Origin of the sequence: Rhizobium sp. GR12, assembly GCF_036596185.1 — a bacterium.
GTDB classification, from domain to species: domain Bacteria; phylum Pseudomonadota; class Alphaproteobacteria; order Rhizobiales; family Rhizobiaceae; genus Agrobacterium; species Agrobacterium nepotum.
Map to the genome: position 1 here is coordinate 1 of NZ_JASXTH010000018.1, position 16,878 is coordinate 16,878.

15 protein-coding genes and 2 pseudogenes are annotated in these 16,878 nt (G+C 57.0%); 5 read left to right on the forward strand and 12 right to left on the reverse strand.

The annotated features are described in order from the left end of the window. A pseudogene (locus QSK43_RS24165) lies at nucleotides 1-327 on the forward strand (membrane-bound PQQ-dependent dehydrogenase, glucose/quinate/shikimate family); the annotation flags it as partial. 589 nt (nucleotides 328-916) lie between these two features. Here QSK43_RS24165 and QSK43_RS24170 read toward each other — a convergent pair. The 8 genes and pseudogenes from QSK43_RS24170 to QSK43_RS24205 all read right to left on the reverse strand — a co-directional run. Next, the gene (locus QSK43_RS24170; protein WP_332305603.1) at nucleotides 917-1,312 is read right to left on the reverse strand and encodes a hypothetical protein; all 396 of its coding nucleotides are present in this window, start codon (nucleotides 1,310-1,312) and stop codon (nucleotides 917-919) included. A gap of 178 nt (nucleotides 1,313-1,490) precedes the next feature. Continuing rightward, nucleotides 1,491-1,892 carry an SDR family NAD(P)-dependent oxidoreductase gene (locus QSK43_RS24175; RefSeq protein WP_332305604.1) on the reverse strand — a complete coding sequence of 134 codons (402 nt, stop codon included), beginning with the start codon at nucleotides 1,890-1,892 and terminating at the stop codon, nucleotides 1,491-1,493. Nucleotides 1,893-1,922: 30 nt separating this feature from the next. Then, nucleotides 1,923-2,345 (reverse strand): nuclear transport factor 2 family protein, encoded by a 423-nt coding sequence (locus QSK43_RS24180; RefSeq protein WP_332305605.1) that lies wholly within the window; start codon nucleotides 2,343-2,345, stop codon nucleotides 1,923-1,925. A 380-nt stretch (nucleotides 2,346-2,725) separates the two neighbouring features. Then, the gene (locus tag QSK43_RS24185; RefSeq protein ID WP_332305606.1) at nucleotides 2,726-4,336 is read right to left on the reverse strand and encodes an ABC transporter ATP-binding protein; all 1,611 of its coding nucleotides are present in this window, start codon (nucleotides 4,334-4,336) and stop codon (nucleotides 2,726-2,728) included. Between the two features lies 1 nt (nucleotide 4,337). Continuing rightward, complete coding sequence (locus QSK43_RS24190; RefSeq protein WP_332305607.1) at nucleotides 4,338-5,468, reverse strand: ABC transporter permease; 1,131 nt, start codon at nucleotides 5,466-5,468, stop codon at nucleotides 4,338-4,340. Then, nucleotides 5,461-6,384, reverse strand: a complete 924-nt coding sequence (gene oppB / locus QSK43_RS24195) for an oligopeptide ABC transporter permease OppB (RefSeq protein WP_332305608.1) — start codon at nucleotides 6,382-6,384, stop codon at nucleotides 5,461-5,463. Before oppB ends, QSK43_RS24190 begins: the two co-directional genes overlap by 8 nt. Before the next feature lie 54 nt (nucleotides 6,385-6,438). Next, nucleotides 6,439-8,034 (reverse strand): peptide ABC transporter substrate-binding protein, encoded by a 1,596-nt coding sequence (locus tag QSK43_RS24200; RefSeq protein WP_332305679.1) that lies wholly within the window; start codon nucleotides 8,032-8,034, stop codon nucleotides 6,439-6,441. 111 nt (nucleotides 8,035-8,145) lie between these two features. Further along, nucleotides 8,146-8,296 (reverse strand): annotated as a pseudogene (locus QSK43_RS24205) (ribosome small subunit-dependent GTPase A); the annotation flags it as partial. Between the two features lie 157 nt (nucleotides 8,297-8,453). On the opposite strand from QSK43_RS24205, the gene QSK43_RS24210 reads away from it, so the two are divergent. The 3 genes from QSK43_RS24210 to QSK43_RS24220 all read left to right on the forward strand — a co-directional run bounded on the left by QSK43_RS24210 (nucleotide 8,454) and on the right by QSK43_RS24220 (nucleotide 11,381). After that, nucleotides 8,454-9,896: an ATPase domain-containing protein gene (locus tag QSK43_RS24210; RefSeq protein WP_332305609.1), complete on the forward strand. Its 1,443-nt coding sequence runs from the start codon at nucleotides 8,454-8,456 to the stop codon at nucleotides 9,894-9,896. Next, nucleotides 9,893-10,945, forward strand: coding sequence for a sensor histidine kinase (locus QSK43_RS24215; RefSeq protein WP_332305610.1), 1,053 nt, complete (start codon nucleotides 9,893-9,895; stop codon nucleotides 10,943-10,945). The genes QSK43_RS24210 and QSK43_RS24215 overlap by 4 nt, the downstream gene beginning before the upstream one ends. Nucleotides 10,946-11,075: 130 nt before the next feature. Continuing rightward, complete coding sequence (locus QSK43_RS24220) at nucleotides 11,076-11,381, forward strand: NIPSNAP family protein (protein ID WP_332305611.1); 306 nt, start codon at nucleotides 11,076-11,078, stop codon at nucleotides 11,379-11,381. A 240-nt stretch (nucleotides 11,382-11,621) separates the two neighbouring features. Here QSK43_RS24220 and QSK43_RS24225 read toward each other — a convergent pair whose 3' ends face one another. The 3 genes from QSK43_RS24225 to leuA all read right to left on the reverse strand — a co-directional run bounded on the left by QSK43_RS24225 (nucleotide 11,622) and on the right by leuA (nucleotide 14,129). Continuing rightward, a complete protein-coding gene (locus QSK43_RS24225) occupies nucleotides 11,622-12,005 on the reverse strand; it encodes an FCD domain-containing protein (protein ID WP_442967886.1) in 384 nt (127 codons plus the stop codon). Next, nucleotides 11,981-12,124, reverse strand: coding sequence for an aminotransferase class I/II-fold pyridoxal phosphate-dependent enzyme (locus tag QSK43_RS27225; protein ID WP_442967887.1), 144 nt, complete (start codon nucleotides 12,122-12,124; stop codon nucleotides 11,981-11,983). Before QSK43_RS27225 ends, QSK43_RS24225 begins: the two co-directional genes overlap by 25 nt. Nucleotides 12,125-12,458: 334 nt before the next feature. Continuing rightward, nucleotides 12,459-14,129 (reverse strand): 2-isopropylmalate synthase, encoded by a 1,671-nt coding sequence (gene leuA / locus QSK43_RS24230; protein ID WP_332305612.1) that lies wholly within the window; start codon nucleotides 14,127-14,129, stop codon nucleotides 12,459-12,461. 284 nt (nucleotides 14,130-14,413) lie between these two features. On the opposite strand from leuA, the gene QSK43_RS24235 reads away from it, so the two are divergent. Next, nucleotides 14,414-15,187, forward strand: coding sequence for an AraC family transcriptional regulator (locus tag QSK43_RS24235; protein WP_332305613.1), 774 nt, complete (start codon nucleotides 14,414-14,416; stop codon nucleotides 15,185-15,187). Nucleotides 15,188-15,235: 48 nt separating this feature from the next. On the opposite strand, the gene QSK43_RS24240 is transcribed toward QSK43_RS24235, so the two are convergent. Further along, complete coding sequence (locus QSK43_RS24240) at nucleotides 15,236-16,537, reverse strand: alpha/beta hydrolase (protein WP_332305680.1); 1,302 nt, start codon at nucleotides 16,535-16,537, stop codon at nucleotides 15,236-15,238. Nucleotides 16,538-16,878 lie beyond the last annotated feature (341 nt).

Consider the following 16,878-nt stretch of genomic DNA (forward strand, 5'->3'; position numbering starts at 1 on the left):
TACAGGAACGGTACCGTCGCCGGACAGAAGTTCGCCGGCGTGAAGTTTCCGATCCCGTTCGAAATGGGCATGCTTGCTCATGGCGGCACGCTGACGACCGCCGGCGGCGTGGCCTTCACGGCTGCAGCCCTCGACGACGCGATCCGGGGCTACGACATGCAGACTGGTGAAGTGTTGTGGAAAATGGCGCTTCCGGCCGGTGGCCAGGCAACGCCGATGACCTATCGCGGCAAGGATGGCAAGCAGTATATCGTCGTTGCTGTCGGCGGCCACGGCTCGCTCGGCACCACACCAGGCGATTCGGTGATCGCATACCGGCTGGACTGAGCGTATAGGATACTCAGAGATAAAAATCGCGCCGGGGAAACTGGCGCGGTTCACCATTCCCGATGTGATCGAACCCGTGCTCAAGCTCGCTGTGATTCTTGGCGTTCCAGTGCTGGCGATCATGCAGCGGCGATAATGCTTCGACAAGCCAATGCGCCATGCAACTTTGATGCCGCCCAATGTCTGCTGTGCAAGCCAGAGACCACAGACGCGGAGGCGATGCGGGTCACAAACTCGAAGACCGTTCTCCAGATCGAACTGGGTCAGGTGGTGGACCAGGACTTCAGAGAGGACTGCGTGACGGTCGAGACCGATCCTGAGACCGGACGGAGTGTTGGGGCCAAGTGCGGCTAAAGGGCATCGATTCCATGGTCGCATGGATCAACTCGATCGGCCACTGACTGGTTCCGCAAATCTTTCGTTCCAGATGAGCAGCTTTGGACCGCCATTTCGCGGCGAACCGTGCAAAAACACCGGCGACCGGATGAGTTTGCGTCACGGTGAACGGCTTGGCTGGTCCACCCAGATCGGACCAGCAGCGAAAGCCAGGGCCCGTTACCGCAGCCCTTGAATGGAACGGGGATCGAACTCAAGGCCGGCCATATGCTGGTTTAGGGGGGGCTTTCAGTTCTGTCGCAAGCCGCTTGACCACGGGTGCCAGCTCTTCCATCCGGTTACCTCCGAAATAGACAGTCGCACCATTGATGGAACAGGCGACACGCAGGCCATTGTTGGCCTCGAAACTTGATGCGATGCCGCACGTGCCGAAATTCACCTCGTCCATGTCGACCGCGAGGTTGGTGCGCTGGGCGTTCTTGAAGTCCGCCGCGATCTGGGCGGCGTCCTTGGGATAGGATGACGGTATTTTATCGAGATGCGTTTGCCACTGCCTCTGCCGCAGGATGCCGATCAGGACCTTGCCGACTGCCGGTTGTCGTTTAGCATTTATTTTTAAGAATGCGCCCGTTCCGGCTGGTGATGGCACCTAATTTGAGATTATTCGGTGCGTTTTTCAGCGCCTTGAGTCTGTCGGTTCTGCAATAAGCTTCTGTAAGATATGGCCTTTTAGGACGGAAGCTGGCCGTAGGCAGCCATTTTTCCCGGCGGCGAATCTCACATTAGCTGCCAAAAAACGAGGCTAGAATCTCAAATTAAGCGCCGGGCTATCTTGTTGAAATTGTTGGGACTGGAATCTTACGATTGAATGCAAAACGACACTCATCGCGGTTGTTGTGACGCCATTCTTCCTCGGTGATGTCCTCGATCCAGTTGAAATGAGCCATCGCCGCATTGTTGAAGAGCACATCGATGCGACCGTGTTCAGCGACCGCGAGATCAACGAGCGCCTGACAACCAGCCATGGTCCCGAGATCCGCGGGATGCAGCGAGATCATCTCGAAGCCCGCGGCCCAAAGCAGACCGACGGTCTCCTGTCCGGTGATCGCGTCGGTGTCGCAACCGACGACGAGTGCACCTTCTTCGGCAAATCGAAGGGCCGCCCCGCGGCCTCTGCTGCCGCCGGTCCCGGTAATGACACAGACCTTGTCCTGCAATCGATTGGTCATGATGACTTTCCATAGTTCAAGGGGATCGGATCAAAAGCCGGCGCCGCCCATGGCCTTCAGGAAGGCCTGCGGGTTCCAGTATTCGCGGTAGTTGACGATGAGCCCGTCGCGGAACGTTACGGAGGTGGCGTAGCTCATGTCATAAGGATTGGCGTTGCTCACGACGAGACCGGAAGCGCCCCATTCGGCGATGGCGACATTTGCGTCATCGGTTGCATAGGTGCGCAGGGTCGGGAGCGAGCGGACATCGATGGCATCAGGATAGTTGCGCAGATATTCATAAAGAGCCGGGCGACCTTCGATCCACGTCGGCGAGCCCGGCGGGGCGAACGGAAATTCCGCCACGACATCCTCGGCGCAGAGGTCGGTCCAGCCTTTCATGTCCTTGGCCAGAAACCTGTCCAGGCTGCGGCGCAGCAGATCGGTGGCGGTAGGGGGCAGAGCATTCATCATCTCATCCTCCAATCATGAACTGCAGCTCTTCTTTCCTATGTCGATGCCAAGTATCGAAATCGTCATGATCTGGCTCCTCTTCCTTCAATGACGAGACATCATACTCTATGTTCTCGGAAGGGCAGGCCATCCCATAACCAACATCCGCTCCATGGTCGGCATTTATTCACCTGCTCACCGCGGCTAAAATCTGAAGATGATGCCCCGGTGTCATCCTTCTAAGCCTATCGCTCTGTCACCTGCCTGTACAAAAGACGAATGGTGTTAGTCATGGGAAGCTGGCGTCGCCGAAAGGCGTGGCCGCGAAAATATAAACATGCCTCCAGAAACGATGATTTTTATAATATAGCCAGAAAACGCCTCGATAAACCTAGATATACCTATAATTTTACTTCGGCCGAAAACGCAGATTTGATCAGTGTTTTCGTATATTCAGCCGCTGGCCGATTAAATATCGCGTCCGTTTCTCCTTCCTCTTCAATCTTCCCGTTTCTCATTACGATGACGTAATCCGAAATGGCCTTGATGACAGAGAGATCGTGGCTGATGAAAATGTAGGAAAGGCCGTGCGTTTTCTGCAGATTACGCAGCAGGTCGATAACTTGTCCTTGAATGGATCGGTCCAGCGCAGATGTAGGTTCGTCGAGAATGACAACGTCCGGCTTGAGGATGATCGCGCGGGCGATTGCGATACGCTGGCGCTGCCCGCCTGAAAACTCGTGCGGGTATCGATTGCGGGCGGCGGGATCGAGACCGACTTCTTTCAGCGCTTCGATTGCCCGCTCGTCTCTCTCCGCGCGGCTGAGCTGTGGCTCGTGCACAAAGAGACCCTCAGTAATAATCTCCCCCACGGTCTGTCTTGGCGAAAGCGAACCATAGGGATCCTGGAACACAAGCTGTAACTGTCGTCGCAATGGTCTCATTGCCTTCCTGCCAAGTCTGCTGATTTCTGTCCTGCCGAAGAAAATGCGGCCCTTCGCAGTTACAAGACGCAGAAGCGCGCGGCCAAGCGTGGACTTGCCTGATCCGGATTCACCGACGATGCCGATGGTCTGCCCTTGATGAAGATTTACACTTACGCTGTCCACGGCCCGAAACTCCCGCGACTTCGACAGAAAGCCGCCCGGAATCACATAATCAATCGTCACGTCCTGGCCGGAGAGAACGACCGGTGCCTCTTTACCGACAGGCAGCTTGTGCCCACTGGGTTCGGCATCGAGAAGCATCCTCGTATAATCCGCCTGCGGGCGCTCGAAGATGTCTTCCGTCGCACCGGATTCAACGATCTCGCCGCGACGCATAACCGCTACACGATCGGCAAAATGCCTGACCACACCGAGATCGTGCGTGATCAGCACCACAGCCATGCCGAAGCGCTGCTGCAACGACTTCAGGAGATCGAGGATCTGCGCCTGAATTGTCACGTCGAGCGCGGTGGTTGGCTCATCCGCGATCAGAATATCCGGCTCGTTTGCCAGCGCCATGGCGATCATGACGCGCTGGCGCTGGCCGCCGGAAAGCTCATGTGGGTAGCTGTCGATCCGCCGTTCCGGGTCAGGTATACCGACAAGCCTCAGAAGTTCGAGAACGCGTGCCCTCGCCTCCTTCTTGCTTCCTCCCCGGTGGTGGAGGATTGGTTCGGCGATCTGCGCGCCGATCCTGTAGAGCGGATCGAGTGAGGTCATCGGCTCCTGGAAAATCATGGTGATTTTCGCGCCCCGGATATTGTTCAGCTCTTTGACCGGCAGGCCTATCAATTCGCGTCCACGATATTGAGCTGAACCCTGGATAACACCGTTGGAAGCCAGCAGGCCCATGATGCCCATCATGGTCTGGCTTTTGCCGGAGCCGGATTCTCCAACGACAGCAAGTGTTTCTCCCTGCCTGACGTGGAGATCGATGCCTTTGACGGCGCTGACCGTGCCGTCTGGCGTGGTGAAATCGACCTTGAGATTGCGGACGGTGAGAATGTTTTCAGATGTCGTGTTCATGTCAACGATCCTTGGGATCGAGTGCGTCGCGCAACCCATCGCCTACGAAATTCAGCGAAAAAAGCGTCAGTACGAAGAAGATTGCCGGGAATATCAGCAGCCAAGGGGCCGACTGAATATTGTTGGCGCCTTCGGAAATGAGCGCACCCCAGCTGGTGAGTGGCGCCTGAACGCCGAGACCCAGGAAGGAGAGAAAGCTTTCCAGAAGAATGACCTTTGGTACGACGACCGTCACGAAGACGACCACAGGACTGATGGTGTTGGGGATGATGTGACGGCGGATGATCTGCCAGTCGCTCAAACCCAAAGCCTGGGCTGCCCCCACAAATTCCCGCCGTTTCAGGGCAAGCGTCTGGCCACGCACGATACGCGCCATATCCAGCCATTCCACCGCGCCAATGACGAGGAAGATCAGGATGAAGCTACGCCCGAAGAAAACCACCAGAACCACGACCAGAAAGACGAAGGGCAGCGAATAGAGGATTTCGACGAAACGCATCATCATATTGTCGACACGCCCCCCGATGTATCCCGCGGTTGCGCCGTAAAGAACGCCAATTCCGAGCGAAACGAGGCTGGCCAGAATGCCTACGGCGATCGAGATCTGCCCGCCCAGCATTACGCGGGCCAGCATGTCGCGACCGTTGGAATCCGTGCCGAAGAAGAAGTACTCGCGATTTACATCGCCTTCCAGCTTCAGCGTTCGTCCATCATCTTCCTTTGCAACGACCTTCGTGTTTTCGAATTCGTTGGCACGGTCGAAATAGCGTGTCGTGCGCGGGTCAATCGGGCCGCTGGAGGTGACGGTTGCCGTGAAGGTCTGCCCTTCGACGGCAAATTCCTTCAGTTCGACGCGTGCGCGGCCTGCCACACCTTCCATGACGTCCTGAAGGTTGTTTACGTCCGGACGTGGCTCGAGACCTGGCGCGACGGAGACATAGGACGAAAACACCTGATCATAGGTGTGTGAGAGGAAATGCGGGCCGATAAATGAGAAAAGTGTGATCAGAGCCAGCATGATGGAGCCAGCCATGGCGGCCTTGTTTCGTCTGAAACGCAGGGCGGCAAGCTGGAACAGGCTTCGGCTTTTCACCGACGGTTGAGGGGCGGTATTGCCGGAGATATCAGTCATGTCTCACCCTCGGATCTAGCAGGCCGTAGAGAATATCGACCACGAGATTGAACAGGATGACAAAAATGGCGACGAGAACGACGGTTCCCATGACCAGCGTGTAGTCACGGTTGATGGCGCCAAGAACGAAGTAGCGGCCGACCCCCGGAATGGTGAAGATCGTCTCGATGACCGCCGAGCCCGTCAGCAGCGCTGCGGCGCAAGGCGCCAGATAGGAGACGACCGGCAGCATCGCCGCGCGCATCGCGTGAAACACCACGACGCTGCGAGCCGGGAGGCCATAAGCCCTGGCGGTGCGGATATGGTCCATGCGCAGAGCCTCGATCATCGCACCTCGCGTCAGACGCGCGATGACCGCAAGCTGCGGCAGAGCGAGCGCGATCATCGGAAGAATGAGATATCGTAGCGACCCGTCACCCCAGCTACCTGCAGGCAGAAGGCCAAGCAACACCGCGAAGATAAGCGTGAGGACAGGTGCGACGACGAAGTTCGGCACGGTGATACCGATCGTCGAGATGGACATGATCGAGAAATCTAAGGCACTATTTTGCCTGAGCGCGGCAAAGGTGCCGGCAAGAATGCCGCCGGCCAGCGCAAGCAAAAGAGCGTAAGAACCAAGCTCCAGCGAATAAGGCAGACCCTTGCCGATCAACTGGGCGACGGTGTTGTCCTTGTAGATGTAGCTCGGACCGAAATCGCCGGTGACGGCATTGCCGAGATAGATGAAATACTGGCGCCACAGTGGCTCATCCAGGTGATAGGTTCTCATCAGGTTTTCCATGGTCTGCGGAGGCAGGGGGCGTTCGAGGTTGAACGGACCGCCCGGTGCGAAACGCATCAGGAAAAAAGAAATCGTGACAACGATAAACAATGTCGGCACGGCGCTCGCCAGACGGCGCAGGATAAATGAAATCATGATTTTTCAGGCTCCGGCATGGCACGGTGGTTTCGGCCACCGTGCCAGCACTGCTTATTCGGAAACGCTCAGGAAGCGGCTGAGGTGTTCGTTGGCAGCATTGTCTTCCCAACCCTTCACGCGGTTGGAAACCAGCCACAGGTCTGCCTGCGTCAGAAGCGGAGCAACCGGCTGTTCCTTCATGAGGATGGTTTCTGCCTCATGCAGCAGCCTGGAGCGAGAGGCAGGATCCTGTTCGGCATAGGATTTCTGCATCAGCGCATCATATTCGGCGTTATTGAATTTCGAGTAGTTGAAGGTCTTGTTGGAGGATACCGAAAGGGCGAGGAAGTTTTCCGCATCCGCATAGTCGGCAACCCACCCGGCACGCGCCACGTTGAATTTGCCGCCTTCCTGGAGGTAGCCATAGTGCGAGGCAACGTCGAGGTTCACCAACGACACATTGGCGCCAAAGGTATTCTTCCACATATCCGCAATGGCGGTGGCAACGCGTTCATGGTTCGGGTTTGTGTTGTAGCGAATCTCGACGGAAAGCGGCTTGCCGCCCTCGCCGTAACCGGCCTCCTTCATGAGTTTGACGGCTTCGTCTTCACGATCGAGCTGCGACAGCGTCGCAAAATCGGCTTTTGAAGGCTCGCCGTAGGAATCCATGCCCGGAGGAACCATGGAGTAGGCGGGAACCTGCGAACCGCTGTAGATTTCCTTGGCGAGGAAATCGCGGTCGACTGCCATGGACAGGGCTTGACGGACGCGGACATCGTTATACGGCGCTTCGCGCGTGTCGAAAGTATAGTAGTAGGTAGCAAGCGTGGGCGATACGTGAACCTGTTCACCGTAGGTCTTGCGCAGACGATCAATCTGGTCTGCGGAAAAGTTGTAGGCGAGGTCCATTTCCTTTGCTTCGAAACGACGAACGGATGCGGCCTGGTCGTCGATCGGATAGAAGATGACCTTGTCGATTTTGGTGTTCGGCGCGTCCCAGAAACTGGTGTTCTTGACGACCGTCAGGCTGTCATTGGGAACATGCGCTTCGAGCTTGTAAGCTCCGTTCGATACCATGACACCCGGCTTTACGAAGTTGGTGCCGTTCTTCTCAAAGCTTGCCTTGGAGACTGGCAGAGCCGTCTGATGTGCAAGGAGCTCAAGGAAGAAAGGTGTCGGGCGCTCAAGCGTGATCTCAAGGGTTTTGTCGTCCACCGCCTTCACGCCAAGCTGCTCAACCGAAGTTTCGCCCTTGTTTATCTTTTCGGCATTTTTGATCGGGTAAAGAATATTCGCATATTTTGCTGCGGTCTTTGGGTCTTCGACGCGCTGGTAGGAGAAAACAAAATCTCCAGCCACTACCGGGGTGCCGTCCGACCACTTCGCGTCTGCACGTAGCTTGAACGTGTAGACGGTGCCATCTTCAGAGAGGGTCCAGCTTTCCGCCGTGCCGGGAACGATCTTGCCGGCAGCATCGTAAATGGTGAGACCTTCATAAAGGTCTTTCAGGATAAAGGCTTCGATGTTGATCGAGGTCTGCGCCTGATCGAGCGTTTGCGGCTCTCCGGAATTGCCGCGGTGAAGTACTGTTTCTGCAAGTGCAGAACTGGCGCCAATCAGAAGCGATCCTGCCAGTAGAGTGGCGCGAGTTGCTGTTTTTATGGACATCATTTTCCCTCCCGTGAAGAGTGTAAGCCTACAGACAAGGCCATATTGCTCCGAAGGGCAACCACAATAAATTGTGAGTTGATACGGAAACCGCAGTCCGGTCCATGCGCGGGTGCAATCGCGAATGTGGCAAAGCGGCGTCAGCCCCGTTTATGTCGGAAAATAGCGTGTCGATTACGTCGGTGACATCGCTGACCTGGAGTGTTCTTGTCTCAGGCGTATCTACGACCCAGTCGCCGCCCGCAATTGCATGCAGCGATCGCGGTGGTCGTGCAACATCACGATCAGGATCGAGACTTTTCATAAGGCGCTGCACGTTGTTGATGTTTTGAAAAAGCCACATATAACAATAAGGCTTCTCCCTGGACGAGGCTGCCTTCGATTTCAATATGCAGCAGGCATTGTGGCGGAAGACGAATATGTCCAAACGGAAAAAACCCGCGGTTGTCAGCACTGGAATTGCTGGACTTGACGAGATTCTGCGCGGTGGCCTGCCCGCGTCGAACCTCTATATGCTTCAGGGGGCGCCCGGCTCCGGTAAGACGACAGCCGCGCTGCAGTTTCTGCGTGCTGGCGTCGAGGCGGGCGAACGCTGTATTTACGTTACACTGTCGCAGACTGCCGCGGAGCTCGAGGCAATTGCCTTCTCACATGGGTGGACGCTTGAGGGAATTCGCGTCGAGGAGCTGTCGACGTCGGGCACGGTGAGCGAGGCCGATGATCAAAGCATCTTCCTCACTACGGATCTCCGGCTGGACGAAACCCGAAAAGCCGTCGAAGCGGCAATTGAGGAGCATAAGCCTCGCCGTCTTGTCTACGATTCCCTGCTCGAAATCCGCCTGATCACCGGGGATTCCCCACGCTTTCGCCGCGAACTGATCGGCTTTAAGTCCTTTCTTGCAAAGCAGGACGTTGTCGCACTGCTTTTGGACACGCAGACAGCTGGTTTCGACCGCAGCGGCGAAGAGGTCGAGGGACTGGCGCACGGCGTCATCCGGTTTGACAAGTCGCTCGAGGAGTACGGCGGAGTGCGCCGCCGCATCGAAGTTTCCAAGATGCGCGGCGTACCAATCGCCGATGGCTATCATGATATGGCAATTCGTGAGGGGGAGGGTGTCGTGGTGTTCCCCCGCATCATGCCGAGCACCGCATCCGAGAACGCGAAAGCGCCCCTGATCAAGTCCGGCGTCGCCGAACTCGATGAAATGTTTGGCGGCGGTCAGGAAGCCGGAACCACGACCCTTGTCATCGGGCAGTCCGGTACCGGCAAATCGACAATGTCATCGCTCTATGCGACGGCAGCACTGGAACGTGGCGAGAATGTTGCGCTGTTCCTGTTTGAAGAGCGGCTTGAAACATTTTTCCGCCGATCCGAAGGTCTGGGCATGGAGCTGAGGCAGTTCCACAAGGACGGCAAGCTGATCCTGCGCGATTTCAGTCCGAATGAAATTTCGCCCGGGGAATTCGGGCAGATCGTCCAGGATGCCGTGACACAAAACAAGTCGCGCGTCGTCGTGATCGACAGCCTGACGGGTTATCTCAACTCCTTGCCGCACCGGGAAAAAGCGGTTCGCGATATCCAGTCGCTTCTAAAATATCTCGCCCGTTCCGGAGTCCTGACCATGCTGATCGTGGCTCAGCACGGTCTGATTGGCCAGAATATCGGCATCGATGTCGATGTCAGCTTTCTCGGCGATACCGTTCTCCTTCTTCGGATCATGGAGCATGAAGGGCGCCTGCGTCGAAACATCACCGTCGTTAAAAAGCGCCACGGTCCGCACGACCTCAATATTCGCGAACTGCTGATCGAAAGCGGAAGCGTCAGTGTTGTGGCCTATAATCCTCTGCCTGATCCGAAATGAATGTCGTTCCGGGCGAAAACAATCTGGACTGGGTGCTCGTTCTTGCTCCGTTTCGCAAGGACGCCGACTACGTCGCCGCTTTCCTCCATGAACAGAAGGTCGGGGTAAAGGCCGCCAGGGCGGATGGCGATCTTGTCGAGCATCTCGCTTTGTTCCCGGGCATCATCGTCATCACCCACGAGGCGCTCAATCCGGACGTTGTCGCGCGAATTGCCACACATCTTGCCGAGCAGCCCGACTGGTCAGAAGTGCCCATCATCGTCCTTTTGGAGCGCACGGTGCCACTCGAAAGAATTCGCGGTCGCTTGCAGCGTTCGTGGCCGGGCGCGCGGCTCCTGTTTCACACACGTCCCATCGCGCCGCTGGAACTGGTAAACGCGATTCAATCGAATCTGCTTGTCCGACTGCGCCAACGCCAGGTTCGTGATTCCCTTGAGCGTGAACGAGAGCTCCGCCTGGAGTTGAATCACCGGGTGAAGAACATTCTGGCAAGTGTTACCTCAATCTTCCAGATGACCAAGCGTGGCGCGATGACCGTTGAGGATTTGGCTCGCGATTTTACAGGCCGCCTGCAGGCACTTTCCAATGTGCATACAGCTGTCTTCGAGGCTGGTGGCGAGGAGGTATCTCTTTCGGCGGTCGTGGCTTTAACGGTTTCTCCCTACAACAGCGATGGCGTCAGCCGCGTTAAAGTGAATGGACCGGAAGTCATGGTCAGCCGGGAGGCGGGAACTACGATTGCGTTGTGTCTGCACGAGCTCATAACAAACGCGATAAAATATGGCGCGTTGTCCCATCCTGACGGTAACGTCGAAATCATATGGGCAGTTACCCGGACGAGCGGTTCCGTCTTTTCCCTGAACTGGGTCGAGGCAGGCGGTCCGACCGTGCGTGAACCGACGCGTCAAGGTTACGGCACCCGCTATGTGCGGTCTGCCCTGGGGGCGTTGCTGGGCAATGTTCCTGACATAGCCTTTGCTCAGGAGGGCTTTCGGTGCAGCGTGAGCGGACCGCTCTCCCGCATCACGTCACAAGAAGATAACCGGTAGGCTCGCCCCTTTACCGATCACCGCATCAGCCTTGCACCGGCATCCTCCCTTGAATTTTGAGAACAAGGCGTTTCCCTTGTCGGATCATTCCGGTCCCAGGTCCGTTATCACCATCGAAGGAGTTTCCTGATTGATTACCTGCTACCTCAGATACGTCGTTGACCCGTACAAGCTTCCTGAATTTGAGGAATATGCGCGGCTCTGGATCCCGATCGTCAACCGGATGGGCGGGACGCATCATGGGTACTTCCTGCCGGGCGAGGGCGCCAACAACATCGCGCTGGCGCTCTTCAGTTTCCCCAGCCTCGCAGCTTACGAAGACTACCGGATCAGGATGGCCACCGACCCGGAGTGCGTCGCAGCCTATGAACTGGACAAGCGCAACCGCAGCATCGTCAGCTATGAGCGGTCATTCATGCGTCCGCTGCCATGTTAGCGGGTGGAGTCATCCCTGAAACTGCCGGAGCATGCGGACCGCCGCAGACAGGTTCAAGCCAGCTGATGCATGCTGCCGTATTGGTCGCCGACACCCAAGGATACACAGGATGAGACTTGTGGAATGAACTGGAATTTGCGCCGGTGTTAGCGACGTATTCCTCGCCACAAGGCCTGACATGCTGCTTGTTCTGATCGCAGACAAAGCTATGGGGTGGGCGCGAGCGTGGTGTGTCTCGATCTAGTCGGACGTTCGCAAGTGGCGCCTGGCGAAACCAATGAGGCTTTCGACATGTGATGAGGTCGAGCGCCTCACGGCGTCTGCATCCTTGTTCTGCAAGGCGTCGATGATGATAAGATGTTCGGTCGAGTCAGGTGTCAGTCGATCCTTTAGGTTGCCGATCTCGAACAACCGGGTGGTCGCGCGCAATCCTCGCAGCGCGCCTGCCATGACGTCGTTGCCGCAACAGTCGGAGAGCCAGTGAGCGTCGGTATGATAGGCGGTCGCGCCCACCAGATCGTCAATTTCGCGGCGTATCTCCACAAGCTGCCGGCCCGGAATTGCCTCCAGAGCCTGAACCGCTGCGTCCGGTTCGATGATTATGCGGAGTTCTGCTTCTGGCAAAGGCCCACGATTGTCTTCAGCTCTTCCGCCGTAAAGACCTTGCCGGTCGGGTTCTGCGGATTGCATAACAGGAAATCTCTGGAACAGGAAAGTTCATCGGTGAAGGCGGAAATATCGATGGTCCAGCCGTCATTCTTCGGTTTAACGGCGTATCACGACGGATCAGGTCCCAGTGGCCGACAGTATTGAGGATCGGCCGGTAAACTGACGTCTGCACCAGAAGCCCGTTGCCCGGTTGCAGCATGGCTTTCAGAGTCGTACTCGTCAAAGGCAAGGCGTAAAGGGATGTCAGAGGCATGGCTACTGCCGCTGTGTCAACGGTGGGTGAAGGCAGTACAAATGTGCACGTCGACCCGCGTGGTCGCCATGCTTGATTGCTGGCTCACAACCAGGCAGCACGCCTTTCGTGAGGGGATTACGGCCAGGCTCCGAAAACCTGGCCGTAAAAATGGGTTAGCTGTTGCTGGCAGCACTGAGCACGGCCTTGACCGAAGCCGTGGCGATATCTTCATCGATGCCAACGCCGAAAATCATGCGGCCGTCACGAGAGCGGCATTCGAGATAGGCGACTGCCTGCGAATCCGTGCCCCGTTTCAGAGCATGTTCATGATAGTCGAGCACCTCCAGCACGACACCGCAGCCTTCTTCCAGTGCTGAGACGGCGCTGGAGATCAGACCGTTGCCGCGCCCCGTGATCGCGATTTCGCGACCTTTGTGACGGATGCGCCCGGCAAAGACGCGCTGGTTCCCGGCTTTGCGCGCACTCCCATCCTGATAGCTGACCAGCTCGAATTCCTGCGGGCCGCTCAGATGGTAAGCCTGCTCGAAGATCGACCAGATCGTCGCGGCCGTGATTTCCTTACCGCTATTATCAGCGAACTCCTGGACACGGCGGCTGAGATCTGTCTGGAGCGGCCGCGGCAGTTTCAGGCCCTTGTCCTGCTCAACCACCCAGGCGACGCCTCCTTTGCCGGACTGGCTGTTGATACGAATTACTGCCTCATATGTCTCGCCGATATCTGCAGGATCGATTGGAAGATAGGGCATCTCCCAAATGCCGTCATTGCGCTTCCCGTGGGCGGTAAACCCCTTTCGGATTGCGTCCTGATGCGAGCCGGAGAAGGCGGTATGCACCAGTTCTCCGGCATAGGGATGGCGTGGATGCACCGGCAGTCCGTTGCAATGCTCAACGGTCTTCACTACGTCGCGGATCGCAGGGAAATAGAGTTTCGGATCGATCCCCTGTGTGTAGAAATTCAATGCCAGCGTCACAAGATCGACATTGCCGGTCCGCTCGCCATTGCCGAACAGGCAACCCTCGACACGATCCGCGCCGGCAAGCAATGCCTGTTCGGCCGCTGCCACGGCGGTTCCCCGGTCGTTGTGCGGATGAACGCTGATGATTACCGCATCGCGGCGCGAGATATTGTGGCAAAACCACTCGATCTGGTCAGCATATATATTCGGGGTCGCCACCTCGACCGTCGCCGGCAGGTTTAGGATTACTGGACGTTCCGGCGTCGGCTGCCAGGTGTCCAGCACCCGTTCGCAAATATCGAGCGCGAATTCAGGCTCTGTGAAGCAGAACGTTTCCGGCGAGTATTCAAGGGTCCAGTCGGTTTCAGGTCGCTTCAGGCTTTCCTCCAGTATCGCGGTAACGCCGGTGACGGCCAGATCGACGATCTCATGCCTATCCATCCCGAAGACGACGCGACGGAACAGCGGAGCCGTTGCGTTGTAGAGATGGACGATCGCCTGGCGCGCTCCCTCCAGAGATTCAAAGGTGCGGGCAATCAGGTCCTTGCGGGATTGGGTGAGTACCTGGATCGTTACGTCATCGGGAATCCGGTTTTTTGCGATCAGGGCGCGCACGAAGTCGAATTCGGTTTGGGACGCCGATGGGAAAGCGATCTCGATTTCCTTGAAGCCGACGGCGAGCAGCATGTCGTAAAAACGCAGCTTGCGTTCGACATCCATCGGATCGGCGAGCGCCTGATTGCCATCACGCAGATCAGTTGACAGCCAGCGGGGCGCTTTCGTCAGCCGGTTGGACGTCCATTTCCGATCTTGCAGTTCAATGGGAGAAACGAAAGGTTGATATTTGACTTCAGGGTTGGTCAACATGATGTGATCCGTTGCTGTGCGATGCGTGAAGGATTCGACACGGCCGACTACGGTCATCGGGAAGCCGTCAGGCCCGATGACCGCCGGTAAGTCGCAGCGCCAGGGAAATCACCGGGCAGCGAAGCGGATGGGCTGCGCCTGCGCACGCGCCGACCATGCCGAATGCCGCAGAATGCGGTACTTCGATGCGGTCTATGAGGCTGTTGCTGGCGGACACCTGAGGAGAACTTTCTGCTGTTGGACGGCTTACTCTAGCGGCCGCAAAGCTGATATTCTAACGCAGGATGATCATTCATCGTCGCGAAAGGATCAATTTGAAGAGCGGAGTAAGCATTACCAACGAGATTGCCGTCCTCGCGCATGACGGTCACCGCTTTTCGGGGGCCAGGCACAGTCACGAACAGGCTCAGCTTCTCTATGCGGTCAGTGGGGTCGTATCAATCAAAACGGAGGAGGGGACGTGGATCGTCCCGCCAAGCCGAGCCGTTTGGCTGCCGCCCAGGCTTGAGCACGAGACGTCCAGCCGCGCGGGCGTCCAGTTCCGTTCACTTCTGATCGATACAAGTGGCATCCATGGCCTTCCCGAAGAGTGCATGGTGGTGGAGATCACACCTCTCCTGCGGGAATTGATCCTGAAGTTTGCTGATCTTGCCGAAACGCCAGGAAGTCGAGACAGAACGGAGGCCGTCGTCCGGCTGTTTTTGATGGAAATGTCATTCCAGCCCGCCCAGCCGCTCAGTTTACCAACACCGAAACAACCAGACCTGGCGCGGCTGTGTGCGAAGATGCGCGAGGATCTGGCGGTGTCTATCCCCATCAAGGAGGCAGCCACGATGCTTCGTATGAGCCGCGCGACCTTTATGCGGCTGTTCAGGCGTGAAACAGGCATGAGTTTCGGTCACTGGCGGCAGCAGGCGCGGATGCTCGACGCTTTGGTGTTGCTGGCCGATGGCCGAAGCATTCTCGATGTTGCCCTGGAATGCGGCTATAGCAGTCCGAGCGCCTTTTCAGCCATGTTCCGCCGGTCGCTCGGGTGCCCACCCAGTGCTTATTTTTGAGCCGCACCCCCGATGAAGAACTGCGGTGGAGAAAGCCGTACCAGGTTTTCAAAGACTGCCTTCAAAGCTATCTGCAGCGGCCGGAAGATGTCGATTTCGAACAGATCTACCGCTGTGCGCATGTCCTGCTTTGCCGACGGCCTTCGTGGCGGTCGTACGCGACCTTGCTCCGCCGGAGGGACCGACCAGAGACCTGACGTGGTGGATATAATTTTCCCGTGTGTTTCGATCGACGATAGCCACGGGGGCCGAAAGAACGAGGCCCGCAGCGGTTCCCAAGGTGTGCGCGGCCCCCGCGGTCGCCGTGACGACATGGTCACCAAGTCCAAGACGATTGTCAGTGAGAGTCTGGCCATCGGACAGGCGGCGGCCGATCAGCTGAACGATTTCGGGCGATTCCGCAAACTTGGAGTGGTGCAGATTGTCGCCGGCCTTAACCTTGGTCAGATCAATGACGGTGATCGCGTTTGCCGCCAGTTCTTCTCTATAAGGTGACTGCTCCGGATCGATTGCCCCTAACCGGGAGGCATTTCCCCAGAGGTGGCGGGAAACGGCCAGCGCACGATCGTCACGGGAGACAAAAAGTGTGAAACGCGGGCGTTGCTCACCCATGTCGGCAATCTGCGAGCCGAAAACGTCGACGTCGACGTCCGGCGCTGCCAACATCACATTTTTGAACTTTTTCGGTAGACCATCGTTTCGGATGGCCATCTGCCGCAAGGACTCCAGTGCCAGCCAATTTCCCATCGAATGAGCCAGGATCGATACCTCCTTCACGTCGGGATCCCGGGCCAAATACTGGAACAAATGTTCCACTGCATTGCGGGTATAGTTTGTACTTTCGCGGTCGTAGCCATAAGCAAGCAGATTCCCGCGCGACGGCCACGTCGCGAGCACTGGCACGCTGCTTGTTCCTGAATCGTGAACGATCTGCGCGAAACGGAAGACTGCATCCTCGAAATGGTTGTTGAATCCATGTATAAAGACGAGAACACTGCCGTCAGGGTTCTTACGCACATGATTACCTAACCATTTCTCCGCCGTGCCACGATCGATCTCCTCGGCTTTCAGCGTTGCGAAATTCGTCGCCGGATCTGCCGGAAGCCTGCGCGGCCAAGCGACTTCACCAGCCTTTCGAGCGGTTTCAGGTGGAATGGAGACAGTGATGTCTGCGAACGTTGGAGTGCGTGCTCGCTCGCCACTGAACATCTCGCCAGGCGTTCCCGCTCGATCTCGAGTAGTCGTGACCAACATCTCGACCTGAGCAGCTGACGGATTGGCTGCCACCGGCTCAAGAACGCCTCTTGGGCGACTCGCGCACGCACCGAGCAACGTCAGACTGACTGTCATGACAAGCGGCAAACGCACCCAACGACGTGCGTCGTGTTTGGCCACTCCGGGAAAATGTCGTTCCAATTACATTACTCCTGCTAAACACACCCAGCCTTCCGCTTCACCTAGAAGGCCTTTTCCTCTGTGAGTTTGGACTGATGCACGGAACAGAAAGGTGCCAGATGACCAAAACCAAAAGCAATGTTTATGGGGCAGTTCGCGCTAAGTCGCAAGAATATGTTTCCACCGCCGGGGCCTATAACGCCACACGGGATGGGCAATGATTTAGGTGGGAAATCAATAACGGCGGTAGAGAGTATCTCGGTTTCATGGTCGAGTATCCGATATCGCGGTCCAAG